Origin of the sequence: Saprospira grandis str. Lewin (assembly GCF_000250635.1) — a bacterium.
In the GTDB taxonomy this organism is placed as follows: Bacteria; Bacteroidota; Bacteroidia; order Chitinophagales; family Saprospiraceae; genus Saprospira; species Saprospira grandis.
In genome coordinates this window covers 2,174,430-2,191,534 of record NC_016940.1, presented here as the reverse complement: position 1 = coordinate 2,191,534, position 17,105 = coordinate 2,174,430, and the positions used below count along the sequence as shown (strand labels likewise).

The window sequence follows — 17,105 nt, the reverse complement described above, 5'->3', positions numbered from 1 at the left end:
GCCGCCTTGGCCCTTGGGCCAAAATGGCTTAGCGCTGCGGAGCGGGTGGCCGTCAGGCCAGACCGAGTTTTTTGAGCGCAGCGAAAAAAATGAAGGGCCGAGCAGACCTGCGAGCCCCGCAGCATAGCGCCCGCAGCCCCAAATAAAAGGGCTGCGGGAAGCCCCCAATATTAGGTACCCGGAATATCCCATTCTACGGCAATAAACTTGGGCAACCAGCCATAACGGACAAAAGTAAAGCCCCAGGGCAGGGTGCGCAAAAGCATATCAAAAGAGCCTTTTTCCACCTTGAGTTTCCAGCGGTCGGCCTCCTCCTTGATATTTCCATCTCGGATGAGGAAGGTACCCCGCAGAGCGTCTGGCGTCATGGTCCGCATGCGGCTCCAGTTATTGATTGCCCCTTGCAAAAGGCTATCACAGGTGCCCAGCTCTTGCTCCGTCAGGCCCACATCCATAGGGACTGGGGTGGAGAGCGGCAGGCCGCACATAATTTTATTCAGGACCAGTTCATTTTCAGGGGTTTCCGTTTGCCGAGTAGCAATATATTGTAGCATATGCGTCGCCCTAATTTGGGCTTCCTCATTGACAAACTTGCCTTTACTGACCATTTTTAGGGCCATAAAAAGGCGGGTATAATAGGGCTGTAAAAGGACCAATCCGGCATTTCGGATATAAAGAGGTTCATCTACGGGGGGATCGGCGGGCTTGGGTTGTTCCTTTTTGGGTTTAACCTTTGTTTCCTCCTCTGCGGCTTCCAGCTCTGGTGCTTTTTCCAAGCGTTTCAACTCATTGATTCGCTTGATGCGCTCGGCTTCTAGGCGTTTTTCTTCCTCCTCTTGGGCCCTTTGTATTTCTTTTAGGCGGGCGGCTTCGGCCTGGGCGAGTTTGCGTAATTGGCGGCGGAACATCAGGCGCATTTTCCGGAAATAAATGCGAACCTTTTTGCGTAGGCTGGCCAATTCCTTGGCCATTTGGTCATCCCATTGCTCGGCTTCTAGGCGTTCCAACCACTCAATTTGTTCTTCCTCTCTTCCGCTCAGGCGTTGTTCCCATTTTTTGGCGCTATCCATATCGGGCAAGGCCTCAATTTCTCGGCGCCAATCTAGGCGTTTTTGGCTCATTCGCTGCAAGCTAGGCAGCAAGAGCTGCCGCATTTTAGAGCGCAAAAGCTCCAATAATTCTCGATTAGCCTGAAAGCCTTGGGCCAAATCCTCCCAATGGTCTTGAAGTTCTTGCAAATAGCGCTGGCGAATCCGGTCGGCCTCGGCCTGTTTCCAGGGCAGCTCCATCAAATAGCTCAAAAACTCCTGCACCTCTGGCGCTTGGCGAATTTCCTCTATGGGGAGATGGGGTTGTTCCCATTCATCCACCAACATCCTTTCGAGTAATTCTGGCTCGGGCAAAGCCTCTAATTCACTCTCCAAATCTCTTTGGAGTCGCTCTAATTCTTGGCGCAGGCGAATCAGGTCCAGCTCCTCTTTGGTGGCATCTTTACCTTGGTCTTGCAGCTCCTTAAAGCGTTCTTGCAAAGCGCGGCGCTGCTGCTCTAACTGAGCAATTTCAGCTCTGATCTCCTCTGCAGAAAGGCCTTGTTTAGCATAATCTCCGAGTCGATTTATGCGGGCATCTAAGCGCTCCATTTCGGCCTTGAGGTTCAGCATATCTTGTTGTAGCTGACGGATAGCAAAGGGCTCTTCTTGCCTCAACAAATTGCGTTGGGCCTCTAGCTCGGCAATGCGGCGCCAGCGCAAAATCTTCTGCATGGCTTGGGCCTCATCGATATCGCTTTTCAGCTCCTCAATTTCCTTTTCGATGGCATCTAGGCGGCTATACAGCTCTTCTAGATCCTCTGGAACGATTTCTAGGCCTTCTTTTTCTAATCTTTCTCGGTTGAGGACCTGCAAAAGCTGGCGGCTAAAATGCTGTTGTTCTAGCTCTAAACTTCCTAATTGCTGGGCCAAACTTTCTAACAAACTCGGGTCTTCAGTCGAGCGTCTTTGCGCCCGTAAAAGCGCAATTTCGGTTTCCAAAAGCTGCAAAACTAAGCCCGAGCGTTGAGCGGGCAAGTTCCGCAATTTGGCCTTCCAATCATTGAGCAAGAGCATGGGGTCTCGCTGGGTATTTCGGCTAATGGCCTTGAGCAGTTGTTGGACCAGACTGCGGACCGAGAACTGTCCGCCTTGGCTCAGCTCTAGCAGATAGCGATATACCGTATCCTTAACCATAAACAGTTTTTGGTCATTGAGGGCACGGCCTAGCTCCTGCACATAATTTTGAGTGAGCGGCATGGCTGATTTGTTCAGCAAAAGGACCAACTCCCAAAATATTTTATTGTCAAAATTGGTCACTAGACGCTCTCTAGCGGGCGCTCGGCCAATGGCATCGAACAAGAGTTTGCGCAAAAACTGCCGATCCTGGACCAATAGTTCTTTGATGATCGCCTCCATTCCCGCTAGGGTATCTGTTTTGGCCCGAATAGCGGCTTCGGTAAACAAGCCTTTGAGCAAATACTGCTCTAAGGCCTCTTTTTTCTTCTCTAGGCTCAGGATGAGGCCATCGGCTTGGCGCTGGCGAAGCAATAGCTCTTGGACCAATGCTTCTTCGGCGGCCAAAATGCTGGGGTCCTCCCCTAAATCGCCAATTACATCGGCAAAATAGGCCAAGCGAGTTTCGGGATTATTATGCGAGAGATTGGTCATGTACATCAATAACTCTCGGGGCGAAATCTCATAACTTCGGCCAAGTTCTAGGGCCAAATCCTTAAGAAATTGCTGGGGATTGCTTTGGCTAGGGTGGAGAAACAGATACTCCAGAATTTTATTCCACTTAAAGTCCTTAAGCGAAATCGACTTAATTTTATCAAAGACCTGAGCCGCCTTAATTTTCTCTAGCATAATGGCCGTAGAAATGGCAAAACCCGCAAAGCGGGGAAAGAGCGCAATCAGGACCAGCTCCAAGACTTCCTCTGAAAGTTGGTTGACCATCCGTTGCCAAACGATGGGGTTTTTGCCCAGGCGCGCCACCGCCTTGCGCAATTTATCTGCCTCTTTTTCGGCAAACTGCTTAAAGATCGCCTCAATCGAGTAGTCTCGGTATTCTTCGGCCCACCAAGGAATAGAGCCATACTGAAGGAAAAAAACCAGAAAATCGATTTGGGAGCTAGCGCTAGGTTCTTCGGCTGTTTCATCTTGTTCGAGCTTGCGCAAATCGGCATTGACTCGGGCCAGCATTTGGTCCAGTTGCTGCAGCTCTCGGTCGAGCTGCTTGAGCTGGCGGTTGAGCAGGCGAATTTGGCTTTGCAATTGATTTTTTTCGGCTCTACTCAGTTCGCCTAAGGCAAAAAGCTCTTCCAATTGGCCCAACTGCAGTTGCAATTCTGAGCGCTCATTATAGAGGTCTGAAACCGCTGCGGCATACTCTAATTTTAGCTCTCGAAGGGCCGAGCGGTCTTCTTTATCCACCTTTTTATAAGATTTGCCCAACTCTCGGGCAATCGCCTTTGTTTCTCGGCGCATATTGCGAATAATACGGCGAAGTTGGCGGGCCTCATCTTGTTTGGCCTTACGTTCTTTTTCGGCTGCTTTATCCTCGGCCTTAATGCGTTTATCCTCGGCCTTTAGTTCTTTTTCTAATTGGATGAGGCGTTTTTTCAGCCATTTTTTTCGGTCCAAAAGGGCACGAATAGAGCTAGGGGCCAGGCCAGAAATGGCTTGCAGTTCTCTTTGCAACTGTCGTTCTTGGCGTTGCAAGCGGCCTTTTTTCTTTTGGAGGCGGGCCATTTGCTCTTGGTCTAGATCCTCCTGAGCCAACTCTTCCTCTAGGGCCTGTAGGGCTAATTCTACGGCCAAACTTCTACGCTTTAATTGTTCCTCTTTGAGCAATTCGCTATGGGCAGCAGCCTGTGTTTTGGGCAGCATTTGCCCGAGCTGCTTGAGCAACTCTTGGCGAGAGAGATCGAAGCGCTCATTATTTTCCTGCTCCAACACCTTAAAAAGTGCTTGGGCCAAATCTTCCTTATTCTTTGTTTTTGTAGAGAGTTGGCTTGCCTCCTTCAGAAAGGCTTCAATCAATGTTTTTTCCGAGAAGCTCGAGCGGTTCAGCAAGAGCTGTTCAAAGAGTTGGCCCATAAGGGCTGGAGCTAGGCGGTGGCGGCTAATGCCCTCCTTTTGGCCCCAATGATGAAACTGTTCTAGCAGGCTGCGGACCATTCGCATACGGTCCTCTGTTAGTGGTTCTAGCAACTGCAAGAGTTGTTCTTCTTCAAACTGCAAAAAGAGGCGTTGCCAAAAATTGGGGGCATCTTTTTGGCGAATAATCAGTCGTTGTAGGGCGCTAAGTCGTTTATGGATCAGGCGATCAAAGAGTTGGCGCATAGAAGCCAGACTATCGGTTTTGGCCCAATAGGGAATAGAACCATACTGCAGAAAATACTCTAGTAGGTCCAAATCGCCATAATTTTGGCTATGTTCTTGGCGCACCCCACTATCCAGTTCGCCCAACTCTTGGGCCGAGACATGTTGATAATTTTTCTGGATGCGTTCCACAATTTTTTGCACCAATTCTTGCTCCTTATACACAAATTTCCGCCCAGAGCGCACTTTTTCAAAAATGTACTCAAAGGCGACGGTATAGGCGGCTTTTTGGACCGATCGCTGTCCGCGCAGGGCTCGATATCTTTGGCCCAATCGCTTTAGGATAAGCTGAAGTTGGCGAAGCATATTGGGGCCCGACTGCTGATAAATGAGTTGGAGCATTTGCTCTAGTTGTCGGGGGCTAAACTGAAAAATCAGGCGGTTGGCCAATTGGGGATTTCTGCGGCCAATATCCAAGAGCAGTTCGGCCATTTTGCTGGGCGACTTTCTCATGAGCTCCTCAATCACCGAGCTAATGGGCAGGTTTTTGGGGCCGGCCCAACTGGGATAATGGCCTTTTTCCAAAAAATCCTTAAAGAGAGTCCATTTACTGACTCGAACACGAGTTCCTTCTTGTTCAAATCGGCCGCCTGAGCTTTTAATAATTGTTTTTTGGACCGTTTCTCGGGCCACTTTTTTAAAATAGCGTTCTACGGCAGGTCGAAAATCCTTAACGGCCTCGGCTCCACGCAAATCAATGGGGGGTAAATCAATATCTAAACGATCAATGACCAGATGCACATCTGGGGGGACCATCTCGCTAAAAAGGCGGTCCAAATAATTCCCCAACTCATTCTTAAACAGATGAATGAGCGTTGTTTGCACCAATCGAAGTTGATAGTCGTCCAAGTAGCCCTTCACCTCAATATTGAGGTTTTGGGTTTCGATAATATGTTGCTGTTCGCGATTTTTCAAGGCTCTCTTTTTCAGATTTTCGTTAAAGCGCTCTTTTGCCGTTGAGCCTCTAAAGATACAGAAGAGATTTTAATTTTTGCAGTCATTTGGAGAGGAGGAAAAAATGAGTGTTGCTGCTTCTTTTTTGGGGCTGCCCCGCCCTGCGGGCGGGTCGGGCTGTATCGTGGCTCGCAGGTCTGCTCGGCCCTGCGGCGCTTTCAGCGCCTGGGTCTGCGGCTTTGCCGCACCACTTTCCATCCCTCAGCCAGATTTAATCGCGCTGCGCGGCTTTGCCGCCTATTGGACCTATCTTGTTCTGCTATTTCTATTAAAACAAACTGGGCTTTATTATTTTGGGGCCGAAGAAAAACAATGGGCGCAAAAACCTTTATTCAGCGGCCACAACAAGCCCTTCAGGGCGTCTTCGACGACCAAAGGGAGTAACCGATGTGCAGCAATGCGGCCGAAGAAAAACAATAGGCGCAAAGAAGTCTGTTGAGTGGCCTAGCGATGTGAAAGGGTGGCCGAAGGCCAGACCGAAGCCGCCTTTGGCGGCTGAAGGGCCGAGCAAGCCTGCGAGCCCTGAAACGTAGCGCCCGCCGAAGGCGGGAGGCCCCAAAAAAAACAAAAAAATGGACTACCAACACTTTAGAGAAGAGCAGCAGCAGCTAGTGGCTGAATTTATATTTGAGGACTTTGTAGCGGCCTTTGGTTTTATGACGCAGGTAGCTTTTTGGGCTGAAAAATGGGATCATCATCCGAACTGGTACAATGTCTACAACCGTTTGGAGATTCGTTTATGCAGCCATGATGCGGGCAATACGATTACAGAGCGGGACCATCGTTTGGCGGCTAAAATAGAGGCTCTTTATGCCCAATTTAAAGATTGCGATTAAGGGCGGCGGCTAGGGCGTCGCGCATACTGCCTCGGGTATCAATTTCGTCAATTTGGATGCCCAGTTCGACAATCGTTTGGGCGATGGGGCCAGAAACGCCAGAGATAATACAATGGCAGCCCATCAGGCGGCTAGCCTTGGTCATTTTGATCAGGTGATTGGCCACGGCGGTATCGACAATAGCCACCCCGGAGATATCGAGAATAAAGACCTTGGCTTGTTGTTCGGCAATATTGGAGAGCATAGACTCCATCATATCCTTGGCCCGTTTAGAATCGATAAAACCGACTAGAGGGAGCAGCAGCACATTTTCGGCAATTTGGGCTACGGGAGTAGAGAGTTCTCGGAGGGCTTCATTTTGTTCTTCGAGTTGAGACTGCATAAAACTATTATGGACCTCAGAAATAATATCGAGGACAGTTCGAGACATCCGACTGATTGTTTGCACTCTAGCTCCAGTGTTTAGTCCTTTTCGTTTGTAAGCTTGATAAAAGGCTTCAAATAACCTAAACAGGAGTTCATTGTGAACCTCTAGGGGGACTCCAGTTTGGGCAAAGTAGTGTCCAAAATTATAGGAAGAACTAATAAACTGCTCATTATATCTAGCGGCTACGATATCCAGCCAGAGCTCTTTTTCTACTTGGCGAATAAGGCCCATCGTTTGGTTCTTATAGCCTAAATCTAGAGGAATTGCCTCATCTACATAGGCATAAAAACTATCAAAAGTAGTTCTAAACTCTGTTTCGAGTTGAGAGCCTACAGCTCTAAGGTCTTCTAGGTCCTCCTCTTTAATAAAGTACTTTTTTTTATAGTGCTGGATATTAATTTCCTTCATTTTTAATTTGCAGATTGTAATTGTTTAAGGGCGGCGGCTAGGGCGTCGCGCATACTGCCTCGGGTATCAATTTCGTCAATTTGGATGCCCAGTTCGACAATCGTTTGGGCGATGGGGCCAGAAACGCCAGAGATAATACAATGGCAGCCCATCAGGCGGCTAGCCTTGGTCATTTTGATCAGGTGATTGGCCACGGCGGTATCGACAATAGCCACCCCGGAGATATCGAGAATAAAGACCTTGGCTTGTTGTTCGGCAATATTGGAGAGCATAGACTCCATCATATCCTTGGCCCGTTTAGAATCGATAAAACCGACTAGGGGAAGCAGCAGCACATTTTCGGCAATTTGGGCTACGGGAGTAGAGAGTTCTCGGAGGGCTTCATTTTGTTCTTCGAGTTGGTGGCTAATAATATCTTGGTAGACCTCGGTCACCACATCAATAGACACCTGCGTAAACTTTTTGAAGGCCGACATCAGTTCAAAGCTCTGGATACCTTTTCGGACATAGGCTTGTCGGATAAACTCATGGAAAGCCACCAGAGTGCCCACATAGCCTTCTAGGGGAATATTCATTTTGGCGAACTCTAGGCCATAGACTGCTTCGGTATGAATATACTCATCGGAGAGGCGACCAAGGACGATATCGGTCCAGAAGAGTTCCTCTTCTTCGGCGAGTAAGCTAATGAGCTCTTCAGTATAATACTTTTCGTAGCGTTTATGTTGGCGCATCCAATGGTAGAGCTGATCATAGGCCCAGCGCATCTGGTCCATAATCTGTTCTCCGGCTTGGCGGATGCAATTTAAGTCTTCATCTGAGATGAAGTACTGTTGCTTATAAAAGTCTACTGATTTCTCCCATTTTTTCAGTTCCATAACTTTCTACTCTTAGCATTATTTATATTTACATTTAATGTAAAATATTCTCTTCTTTTTTTCTAGTAAAAGGCTTAAAAACAGCTCAGTAGGAAAAATAAAAAGTGTGGGTAGGGCGAATTATTTAGGATTGGGTTTGTTTCATGGCCAATGCTAGGGCGTCGCGCATACTGCCAGTAGTTTGGATTTCGTCAATTTGGATACCTAGTTCGACAATAGTTTGGGCGATAGAGCCTGAGATTCCTGAAATAATACAATTGCAGCCCATTAGGCGGCTGGCCTTAGTCATTTTGATGAGGTGGTTAGCTACTGCGGTATCGATAATAGCGACACCGGAGATATCGAGAATAAAAACCTTAGCTTGTTTTTCGGAGACATTGGAGAGCATAGACTCCATCATATCCTTAGCTCGTTTAGAGTCGATAAAGCCGACAAGAGGGAGCAGGAGGATTCCGTTCCAGATTTCGGCTACGGGAGTAGAGAGTTCTCTGAGGGCTTCATTTTGTTCTTCCAGTTGTTTTAAGTTAGTATCTGAGTAGAGGCTAGTAATAATCTCGATAGAAGCCTGCGACAACTTTTTGAAAGCCATCATTCGTTCTACAGAGGCTAGGCCTTGTCGCTGATAAGCTTGATAGAGGAACTCATGAAAGGCTAAGAGGACTGCGATATAGGCTTCTAGGGGAATACCTGTTTGGGCAAACTTTTGTCCGTAGGCTTTTTCGGTAGCGATATAGTCTTCATTGAATCGGCCTTCAATCGTATTATCCCAAAACAGTTTTTCATTGGCGGCTAGGGCGGCAATGAGGTCTTCTGGGTAATAAGGGGCAAAATCTTCATGTTTGCGCATCCAGTCATAGAGTTCATCAAAGACTTTGCGGCGTTCTGCCTGCATTTGTTCTGCGGCATTGGCAAGATGGGCCAAATCTAGGGCAGTAATAAAGTACTGTCGTTTGTAGTATAGTAGATCTCGTTTTATAGCTAGCATTTCTTGAGGGGATTTATTGGTCTAAGTTATTTACTTAAAATAAGAAAGAAGAATGGTATTGATTCTTTTCGCTTTTTTTTGCTAAAATAAAAAAGGGGAGCCTCTGTTTTTATTTTGTCTTTGGCGAGCAGCTTTAGAGGGTGCTTAAGTCCTTTTAGCTTTCAGAATATATGTATATTTGGCCCTTAAAACAGAGAATTACAAAATGGAGAATATACTCATCAGTATTACGATCATTTGCTTTTTTGCCATTTTGACCTTGGTGATTTACTCGAGGGTTAAGGTTGTGAAGGCCTATGGGGTATTGGTTAAAAACCGGGTAGAGTTTGGGGCTAGTCATATTTTTAGTGTAAAAAAGCTAGAGGAGGAAATTATTCCTAAGTATCCGGAGCAAGAAAAGGCGATTCGGCAATTTTGCGGGGGGATTCGATTCACGGTTCGCATGTCGACAGTATTGACGACTATTGCGACAATTTGCGTACTTATCTTAATGTATACCTAAAGCGATGATTCAGTATCAACATTCCTTAGAGGAGCTCAATAGCTTTAGGATTTCGGCCAAGGCCGAGGCCTATTTGGCCCTTGAGCGTTTGGACCAATTGGCCTTATTATCTGATTGGCGGAATCGGCCCAACTACATTTTGGGTGGGGGTTCTAATATTTTGCTAGCTGGAGATTTGCCGGGTCTAGTTATTCACAACCAGCTCAAGGGGAAGCGTTTAGTGGGGCAAGACCAAGAGTTTGTTTACCTAGAAGTAGCTGCTGGAGAGAACTGGCAGGAGTTGGTTTTATATTCTTTGGCCAACAATTGGGCGGGCCTAGAAAACCTAGCCTTGATTCCGGGTTCTGTAGGGGCGGCCCCTGTGCAAAACATTGGGGCTTATGGGGTAGAATTTTCGGAAGTTTGTCATTTGATACAAGCCTGGGATATGCAGCAGCAGCGCTTTTGCAAATTTGAGTCTACAGACTGTCAATTTGCCTACAGAGACAGCATCTTCAAATCGCTTTATCCGGGGCGGTTTATCATCTGTTCTTTGGTCTTGAAGCTGCGCAGGCAGCCCTCCTATCGTTTAGACTATGGCAATATTCGGGAAGAGATAGGCGATCAGCCTTTGAGTATTCGGGCGGTGGCGGAGGCTGTAATGCGGATTCGGAGATCTAAATTGCCAGATCCTAAAGAGCTGCCCAATGCGGGTTCTTTTTTCAAAAATCCTTTGGTGGCTGCAGAAAAGCTAGAGCAACTGTTGGCCCAATATCCGAAGATGCCCCATTATCTGCAGGCGGATGGACGGCTAAAGCTGGCAGCGGGCTGGTTGATTGATCAGGCGGGTTGGAAAGGCAAGCGAATGGGAGCCGTAGGCGTACATGAGCGGCAAGCCTTGGTTTTGGTCAAATATGCCGAGGCTAGGGGCCAAGAAATTGTTCAGTTGGCGGAAGCGGTGCAGCAAGATATTGCTCAAAAATTTGGGGTTAACTTGGTTCCGGAGGTGAATTACTGGCCCTAATTGCGTTAGGCAGGGCGGCCAAGTCGCCCGCAAAGGCGCGCAGCGCCTCGGCAATAGCCAGATTTAAACGCACTCACTTTTATAGTTTGCAGCAATTTCCTGCTAGTCGTCCCTATTTTTCTCGACCATAGCGAAGGCTATGCTCTTAAAAAATAGCTAGCCTAGCCAAAAATTCATAGCAAACTATGGCCAAAGCAGTGCAATTAAATCTGGCTGAGGGATGGGCAGCAGGGCCGCCGAAGGCGGCAGACCAAAGCGGCTTTGCCGCTGCAGGGCCGAGCGAACAGCGAGCTGCGAGACAGCCCGACCCGCCCGCAGGGCGGGGCAGCCCCAAATTAATCACCAGTTGATAATAAAGGTGCAAGAATCGCCCCCTTTAGGTCTTCTTTCCTTATCCAAATCTGGACGGACATCAATTGTTTTGATGCTGTCGGGGCGAACACGACGACAAAGGGCCGTGATAATGCCTTGATCAAATTTACTGGGGTAGGGATTGCGGCAATACATGATAGCTGTTTGCTCTTCTTCGTTATAGTATTGCAAATCATAGCAGCCAATACCCTCCGTTTTTTGGCCAGTCTCTGGATTAAAAAGCGGCTGACCGTTTTGGTCTCTGTGGTTCATATGATAAGCCACATCAATAACCTCTAGGCCTTCTTTTAGCGAGTTGAAGGGGGGGAAGTTGGCATTTTCGATAATGGCCATTCCGATTAAGAGGAGATTCATATCGCCCACCGTTTGGCTGAGCTCCTCAAAAGCATCTAGCCATTTTTGCTGTGGGTACCAGCCGCCTTCTTCGGGCTTGATCCCATGCTTTTCTAGTAAGGCCAAACGTTTGTCTTGCCCTCTTTTCATAGAATAAATAAAAGAGAGTACGGTGGTCGCATTCACTTCGATATGCTCTGTAAAAGCTTTAAATTCTGCCATAATATTCCAATTAAGTAGTTTGAGGGGATAGTTTAAATTACTTAAAAAGAATTAAAGCCCTAGCCTTTTTGCTTTCTTTTTTCCAGAACCGCCCGGCCCGTCCAACTAAAGGCCCGTTCTAGAGCATCCTGCATATTGCTTCTGGTGCTCAGGCGGCCCGTATCTACGCCTAGCTCTACCAATGTTTGGGCAATGGCTGGCGAAATACCCGATAGAATCGTTTTGCAGCCCATTAGCCAGGCCGCCTTGCTCACCCGAATAAAGTAATTGGCCACGGCTGTGTCTACAATGGCCACTCCAGAAATATCAAGAATAAAGACCTTGGCCTGCCGCTCGGCAATTTCTTGAAGCACCGCCGACATGATGGTTTGGGCCCGAATAGAATCCACGATCCCCACAATGGGCAAGAGCAAAATATCTTCCCAGATTGGCGTTACGGGAGTAGACAGCTGCATCAACATCTCATTTTGATCTGCTAGCTGCTGATTGATTTCTTGGTTGAAGGTGTCAATGGCAATTAATGCTCCTAGGCTACAAATTCGCTTAAAGGTTTGGAGCAAATCTAGGCTAGCCAAATTGTACTCCATGAACTTCAATTCAATAAACTCATGCAAAGCAAAAATGGCCGTAAAGCAAGCCTCAAAAGCCAAACCTATCTGTAGTAAGTCACGAACCAACTGACTGCGATAACGCACAAACTCATCATCCATCTTGGCCTCTAAAATGTGCTGCCATAAGCCCTCTTGGTCCTGAGCAAATCGCTCAATAACAATTTCGTTATACTGCTCAGAAAAGGTAGGGTGTAGGCGCAAGGAGTCATAAAAAAGCTCAAAGATTTCTTCCTTTGCTTCTGCAATTTCCCGCCCGGCCTGACGAATTAGCTCCAAGCGCTCTTCCGTAAACATATACATAGGAGCATAGCGGCTATAGGAAATTTCGCCTTTCTTCATATATCAAACAATTTTCGGGAAATTTATGGGCAAACAAGATAGTGAAAAAAATTATATTTGTCCAATTGCCGTCTTAAGGGCCTCCTTAATATTTACATTGGTCTGTATGTTTTCTATATCTATCCCTAACTCCACTAGGGTTTGGGCCACGGCTGGCGTTACCCCCGAAATAATACATTCACAGCCCATCAAATTCGCCGCTTTGCTCACTTTGATAAAGTAGTTGGCAACGGCAGTATCCACTACGCCCACTCCAGAAATGTCTAAAATAAAGACCTTGGCCTGATAGTCGGCAATCTCCTGCAGGACGGCGGTCATAATGTTCTGCGCCCGAAAAGAATCGACAATCCCCACCACGGGCAAAAGTAAAATTTGCTCCCAAATTGGGGTCACTGGAGTAGAGAGCTGCATCAGCATATCATTTTGCTCTTGCAGCTGTTTGTTCATCTCATTATTAAAGGTGTCTATGGCAATAAAGACCCCCACACTACTCACTTTCTTAAAGGCTTGCATTAGCTCAAAGCTAGCCACCCCCTCTTGCACAAAGGCTTTTTCAATCAGCTCATGAAAGGCAAAAGTAGCCGACAAATAAGCCTCAAAAGGCAAACCCAATTTAAGCAGGTCCTGCACCAGACGCTCCCGATAATGGACCGACTCCTCATCGACCTGAGCCGATAAAATATGCTTCCAGAATATTGCCGACTGCTGATCAAAGCGCTCAATAATTTCTTCGGTATAGTCTGCGCTATACTCTGGCTGAAACTCCAACCAAGCATAAAATTCCTCAAAAACAGCTTCTTGCCGAGACATAATCGCTTCTCCCGCCCGCCGAACAAGCAATAGATCCTCTTCCTCTAGCATAAAGATGCTCCAATACCGCTGTTTGTTAATTTTTACTATGGCCATATATTTATTCTTTCTGCTCTTGAATTGCTAGGCGCAAGGCATCTCGCATACTGCTTGTCGTCCGTATTTCATCAATGTCTATCCCTAGCTCTACAATGGTTTGCGCAATAGGCCCCGATATTCCAGAGATAATACAATTACATCCCATCAGTTTGGCCGCCTTGCTCATCTTGATTAAGTGATTGGCTACAGCAGTGTCTACTATCGCTACCCCACTGATATCCAAGATAAAAAATTTCGACTGAGTTTCTCCTACTTCAGCCAACATCCTTTGCATAATGTCTTGGGCCCGCTTAGAATCTATAAACCCCACCAAAGGCAATAGAAGAACGCCTTCCCAAATCTGAGCTACAGGGGTCGATAATTCTCGCAAGCTGTCATTCTGCTCCTGTAAGGTGCAGGCCATTTTATGATTATAGACCTCCGTCACAATGTCTACCGCCACCTGAGCAAATTTCTTAAAGGCCGTCATTAGCTCAAAAGTCGCCAAACCATTGCGCATAAAAGCAAAACGAATATGCTCATGAAAACAGGTCAATATGCCAATGAAAGACTCTAAACTCAAGCCCGCCATCGAAAAATGTTCCCCATAATTCCGCTGTGTATTCACATAGGTATCGGTCAAACGCCCCAATACCACATCATCCCAAAAAACCTCTTCATCCAAAGAAATAGCTCTAATCAACTCCTCATTAAAGCATGCCGCATAGCGCTCCGATTTCCGCATCCAGTCATAAAGGGCATCGTATACCAGCCGCCGCTCTGCCGAAATTTGCTCGCCAGCCGCCCGCAATACCGCCAGTTCTTCTGCCGAAATTAAATATTGCTCTTTGTAGTAGTCTGCATCTTTGGTCCAAACAACTCTTTCTTGCATATTGTTTTTTTGATCCCCTAAAATGCCCACAAAAGTAGCTGATCCTTAGCGCTTTTCACAATTTATAGCTTAAAATAGAATGAACTGTTAGTTAATTTATCTATTCACTGCTGTTTTGGGGCCTCCGCCTCCCTTCGGTCGTCGGCGCTACGTTTACTCCCTTCGGTCGTCGAACTGCGGACTAAAGTCCTTGTTGTCGCAGCTCGCTGCTGTTTTTTTGGGGCCTCCGCCTCCCTTCGGTCGTCGGCGCTACGTTTCGCAGCTCGCTCTTCGCTCGGCCCTGCAGCGCTTCGCGCTTTGGTCTGGCCCTGCGGGCCACTGCTGCACATCGCTAGGCCAAGGGCTTCGCCCTTCTAACGGGCCAGCAACCGCAGCAGGCATACGCCAAATTCTCCTTATCTTGGAGCAAAATTTATTTACTATATGTCTTATCTATTTCGTCTTTTTATTTGTTTGGGCCTGCTGCTTGGCCCCGCTGGCCTTTCGGCCCAGCTCATCAACAGCAAAGCCGATTTTCAGGCGGCCCTCCAAGCTAGCCAAGAACTAAAAGAAAATGGCCTGCTTGTTTTCCGCCTAGAAAGTAACCACCTCAAAACAGCGCACTACCAAAAACTCTTGGCCAATAAAAACCTCAAGGCCAAAAAACGCAAAAAAGTAGAACGCCTGCTCCAAAATATGCAAGCGGAAACTCAAGCCATTAACCAAACCATTATTCGAGCCCTTCAAGATACTTTTGATTTTTGTCCCCTCTATTTTTGCTACGATACCTCTGCCCAATATATCCGTAAGGGCGGCCGCAGCCAGGTCTTGCTCAATGCCCAAGGAGAAAAAGACCCTAGTATAAGCATGCCCGACTCGCTCGCTATTTATTGGCTCTACTATGAACCCGCAGGAGGAGCCAATACCTTTAATTCGCTCCAACTTCGCCCCCTCAAGGGCCAATTGCGCCCCCCCTTCCCTAGCCAAACTATTATCCGAAAGTCTTGGGTGCACAACCAAAGCCTCCCCCGCCTCCGCCGAGCTGTTCCCGAAATCCAAAGACGACTCCAACGCCTCTACGAACGAGCCCAAAAGGAAGCCCAAAAAGAATAAAGAAGCAATAAGGCCCAAAACTAAGCTGGTTTTGGGCCTTTGTTTTCTGTCTCCCAGAGGGTTTAGCCAATTGCTCCGAGGGTGTGCGCTACCCCTTCCGAGGGTCTGCGTTAATTGAAGGCTTTAGCGGCAAACTCAAAAGCAGCAAAAACCAAGAAGCGCCCCACCGCCGAAGAAAACCGCCAAAAGAAAAAAGACCGCTGAGCGGCCCAGCGCTGCGCAGCCGTGGCCCGCAGGGCCAGACCCAGGAGCGAAGCGACGCAGGGCCGAGCAGACCTGCGAGCGGCGCAGCCTTGGGTTGACCCACTTTTTATAGCGGTGTCAATTTAGGGATCGATATCCATCATACATAAATATGAATCTCTCTAACCCTAGTCCTATTTTCTTGACGGATACGGCATGCCTAGTTTTCTTCACTGCGCCATTAAATCCGCCCAACCTTGCTATGATCCAATAGGCCCAAGCTATTGATTTAGAGGTAAATGGGTTACGCAAAGAAGGGCTTTGGCTTTCGCCTTTTAGATATTGTTTAAATATAAGATCTAAGACTTCTACTTCATCTTCTGTGAAAATAGAGGTTGCTGGAGTCTCATTATCTTGGTTAAGTCCAGCTTCTTTAAGCTTAAGGACCTTGTCAGATGCACTGATTGCCATAAGTATCATTTTGCGGATAGCTTTACCTGTTTTTAAACATATGTTTTCAATATCAAAGCCATCTGATTTTAAATATTTAAAGTATGTTTCAATTAACCACCTCTTGCGGTAGCAAAGAACAAGCTCTAAGAGCTCTTCTTCGCTGTTGATTTCTTCATTTGTGAGTAAGCGCCAACTGATGGTTTCATCATCATGATCTTTTTTTGTTCGGCTTCTTTTTCTAGCGGCAGATTTTGAAAAACCTTTGCCCTTTTCAAAGACCTCAATAACATTGATTGTCATTGGTTTAGGCCTTGGTTCGCCAAGAACATACTTACAAGATTTGGGAACGGCAAAAGTCACTTTTTTAGATCGAACAACTAGCTTCTTCCCGTTAAGTTTTTTACGGCTACTCTTGACCGTTTCTGTCGTCTCAAAGTCTGCTGGATAATGTTCAAAGACATCACATAATGGAATCTTTTTGCCATCCTCCCAAATCGTTGCTCGTCTATCTGTTCGAGACCGAATCAAGAACTTAATATGCTGTCTGAAAAAACTTTCCATCATGGGATAAACATCTCCTTCTCGATCACAAACATGTAAAATATCAATTAGGTCGTTAATTACTTTTAACGCAGATTCTGTCTCTTCTACATTTACTTTCCATCTCGTAATTTCACCTCTAAAATGACCCGTATTTCTATTTTCAGCCTCCTTACAAGTTACTCTATTTTTATATCGATTATAAAGCTGAACACCTCCTAAGCCATGATAATGAAAGCTTTCTCGACCATATAGTAGAGCCATGTGAAGAAATACAGACAAATTTGTTTCCCGACCTCCAGGGCCTAAACCCTCTTTGTCCGTTAGTCTATTTCTTTGCTTATTCAGTACAACTTCAGAGGTGTCGTGAAAGGCCAGAAGCTTTTCTTCAACCACCTTCATAGACTCCCTACTTTTGCCAATAAACTCAAATTGAATGTATTCCTCAGTAAGATTTTTGTTTGATAACAACCTCATGAAAGCCTTACGGTCTGCATCAGTTTTTGCTACATTTGTTAAATGTGGGTTAGGATTATTTTTTAGACTCTCTGCTAATCTATAACATACTCTCACTGATTGCTTATTTAGCATAAATGAAGATACCTTTGTACTGTCCATATAAATCTTGATTTAGAGCTAAGTTAAGCTTATTTTTAAAAGTGGGTCAACCCAAGCGGCGCAGCATAGCGGCGGCCGAGCTAGGCGAAGCCTAGCCGGCCGCGGGCCCCAAAACCATAAAAAAAGGCCCCTAGCCATCAGGCTAGAGACCCTAAAGAAA

14 protein-coding genes are annotated in these 17,105 nt (G+C 46.7%); 5 read left to right on the top strand and 9 right to left on the bottom strand.

Annotated features, from left to right (window positions below):
• Positions 1–170: 170 nt before the first annotated feature.
• On the bottom strand, positions 171–5,327 hold the full coding sequence (locus SGRA_RS09820; RefSeq protein ID WP_015692517.1) for a contractile injection system tape measure protein: 5,157 nt from the start codon (positions 5,325–5,327) through the stop codon (positions 171–173).
• A gap of 76 nt (positions 5,328–5,403) precedes the next feature.
• On the opposite strand from SGRA_RS09820, the gene SGRA_RS23820 reads away from it, so the two are divergent.
• Both SGRA_RS23820 and SGRA_RS09810 read left to right on the top strand, forming a co-directional pair.
• Positions 5,404–5,805 carry a hypothetical protein gene (locus SGRA_RS23820; RefSeq protein ID WP_015692516.1) on the top strand — a complete coding sequence of 134 codons (402 nt, stop codon included), beginning with the start codon at positions 5,404–5,406 and terminating at the stop codon, positions 5,803–5,805.
• 133 nt (positions 5,806–5,938) lie between these two features.
• Positions 5,939–6,202: a 4a-hydroxytetrahydrobiopterin dehydratase gene (locus tag SGRA_RS09810; RefSeq protein WP_015692515.1), complete on the top strand. Its 264-nt coding sequence runs from the start codon at positions 5,939–5,941 to the stop codon at positions 6,200–6,202.
• Here SGRA_RS09810 and SGRA_RS09805 read toward each other — a convergent pair.
• From SGRA_RS09805 to SGRA_RS09795, 3 genes are all read right to left on the bottom strand, one after another.
• The gene (locus SGRA_RS09805; protein ID WP_015692514.1) at positions 6,186–7,037 is read right to left on the bottom strand and encodes an STAS domain-containing protein; all 852 of its coding nucleotides are present in this window, start codon (positions 7,035–7,037) and stop codon (positions 6,186–6,188) included. The two genes, SGRA_RS09810 and SGRA_RS09805, sit on opposite strands and share 17 nt — an antisense overlap.
• Before the next feature lie 2 nt (positions 7,038–7,039).
• Complete coding sequence (locus SGRA_RS09800) at positions 7,040–7,912, bottom strand: STAS domain-containing protein (RefSeq protein ID WP_015692513.1); 873 nt, start codon at positions 7,910–7,912, stop codon at positions 7,040–7,042.
• A gap of 124 nt (positions 7,913–8,036) precedes the next feature.
• Positions 8,037–8,897, bottom strand: a complete 861-nt coding sequence (locus tag SGRA_RS09795; protein ID WP_015692512.1) for an STAS domain-containing protein — start codon at positions 8,895–8,897, stop codon at positions 8,037–8,039.
• 205 nt (positions 8,898–9,102) lie between these two features.
• Here SGRA_RS09795 and SGRA_RS09790 point away from each other — a divergent pair, with 205 nt between their 5' ends.
• On the top strand, positions 9,103–9,399 hold the full coding sequence (locus SGRA_RS09790) for a hypothetical protein (RefSeq protein ID WP_015692511.1): 297 nt from the start codon (positions 9,103–9,105) through the stop codon (positions 9,397–9,399).
• 4 nt (positions 9,400–9,403) lie between these two features.
• Positions 9,404–10,402 (top strand): UDP-N-acetylmuramate dehydrogenase, encoded by a 999-nt coding sequence (gene murB, locus SGRA_RS09785; RefSeq protein WP_015692510.1) that lies wholly within the window; start codon positions 9,404–9,406, stop codon positions 10,400–10,402.
• Positions 10,403–10,741: 339 nt separating this feature from the next.
• On the opposite strand, the gene SGRA_RS09780 is transcribed toward murB, so the two are convergent.
• Genes SGRA_RS09780 through SGRA_RS09765 form a run of 4 tightly spaced genes read right to left on the bottom strand, consistent with a single transcriptional unit; the run spans position 10,742 to position 14,059 of the window.
• Positions 10,742–11,329 carry a hypothetical protein gene (locus SGRA_RS09780; RefSeq protein WP_015692508.1) on the bottom strand — a complete coding sequence of 196 codons (588 nt, stop codon included), beginning with the start codon at positions 11,327–11,329 and terminating at the stop codon, positions 10,742–10,744.
• Positions 11,330–11,388: 59 nt separating this feature from the next.
• Complete coding sequence (locus tag SGRA_RS09775; RefSeq protein ID WP_015692507.1) at positions 11,389–12,279, bottom strand: STAS domain-containing protein; 891 nt, start codon at positions 12,277–12,279, stop codon at positions 11,389–11,391.
• A 51-nt stretch (positions 12,280–12,330) separates the two neighbouring features.
• Positions 12,331–13,185, bottom strand: coding sequence for an STAS domain-containing protein (locus SGRA_RS09770; protein ID WP_015692506.1), 855 nt, complete (start codon positions 13,183–13,185; stop codon positions 12,331–12,333).
• A gap of 4 nt (positions 13,186–13,189) precedes the next feature.
• The gene (locus SGRA_RS09765; protein ID WP_015692505.1) at positions 13,190–14,059 is read right to left on the bottom strand and encodes an STAS domain-containing protein; all 870 of its coding nucleotides are present in this window, start codon (positions 14,057–14,059) and stop codon (positions 13,190–13,192) included.
• Positions 14,060–14,482: 423 nt separating this feature from the next.
• Here SGRA_RS09765 and SGRA_RS09755 point away from each other — a divergent pair, with 423 nt between their 5' ends.
• On the top strand, positions 14,483–15,151 hold the full coding sequence (locus SGRA_RS09755; protein WP_015692503.1) for a hypothetical protein: 669 nt from the start codon (positions 14,483–14,485) through the stop codon (positions 15,149–15,151).
• 321 nt (positions 15,152–15,472) lie between these two features.
• On the opposite strand, the gene SGRA_RS09750 is transcribed toward SGRA_RS09755, so the two are convergent.
• Entirely contained in the window at positions 15,473–16,918 is a 1,446-nt protein-coding gene (locus tag SGRA_RS09750) for an IS4 family transposase (protein WP_014373165.1), read from the bottom strand.
• Between the last annotated feature and the right edge of the window lie 187 nt (positions 16,919–17,105).

Coding starts and splice junctions, on each gene's coding strand:
- SGRA_RS09800 (WP_015692513.1), bottom strand. CDS start 7,912: ATGGAACTGAAAAAATGGGAGAAATCAGTAGACTTTTATAAGCAACAG.
- SGRA_RS09805 (WP_015692514.1), bottom strand. CDS start 7,037: ATGAAGGAAATTAATATCCAGCACTATAAAAAAAAGTACTTTATTAAA.
- SGRA_RS09780 (WP_015692508.1), bottom strand. CDS start 11,329: ATGGCAGAATTTAAAGCTTTTACAGAGCATATCGAAGTGAATGCGACC.
- murB (WP_015692510.1), top strand. CDS start 9,404: ATGATTCAGTATCAACATTCCTTAGAGGAGCTCAATAGCTTTAGGATT.
- SGRA_RS09775 (WP_015692507.1), bottom strand. CDS start 12,279: ATGAAGAAAGGCGAAATTTCCTATAGCCGCTATGCTCCTATGTATATG.
- SGRA_RS09755 (WP_015692503.1), top strand. CDS start 14,483: ATGTCTTATCTATTTCGTCTTTTTATTTGTTTGGGCCTGCTGCTTGGC.
- SGRA_RS09795 (WP_015692512.1), bottom strand. CDS start 8,897: ATGCTAGCTATAAAACGAGATCTACTATACTACAAACGACAGTACTTT.
- SGRA_RS09790 (WP_015692511.1), top strand. CDS start 9,103: ATGGAGAATATACTCATCAGTATTACGATCATTTGCTTTTTTGCCATT.
- SGRA_RS09810 (WP_015692515.1), top strand. CDS start 5,939: ATGGACTACCAACACTTTAGAGAAGAGCAGCAGCAGCTAGTGGCTGAA.
- SGRA_RS09770 (WP_015692506.1), bottom strand. CDS start 13,185: ATGGCCATAGTAAAAATTAACAAACAGCGGTATTGGAGCATCTTTATG.
- SGRA_RS09765 (WP_015692505.1), bottom strand. CDS start 14,059: ATGCAAGAAAGAGTTGTTTGGACCAAAGATGCAGACTACTACAAAGAG.
- SGRA_RS09750 (WP_014373165.1), bottom strand. CDS start 16,918: ATGCTAAATAAGCAATCAGTGAGAGTATGTTATAGATTAGCAGAGAGT.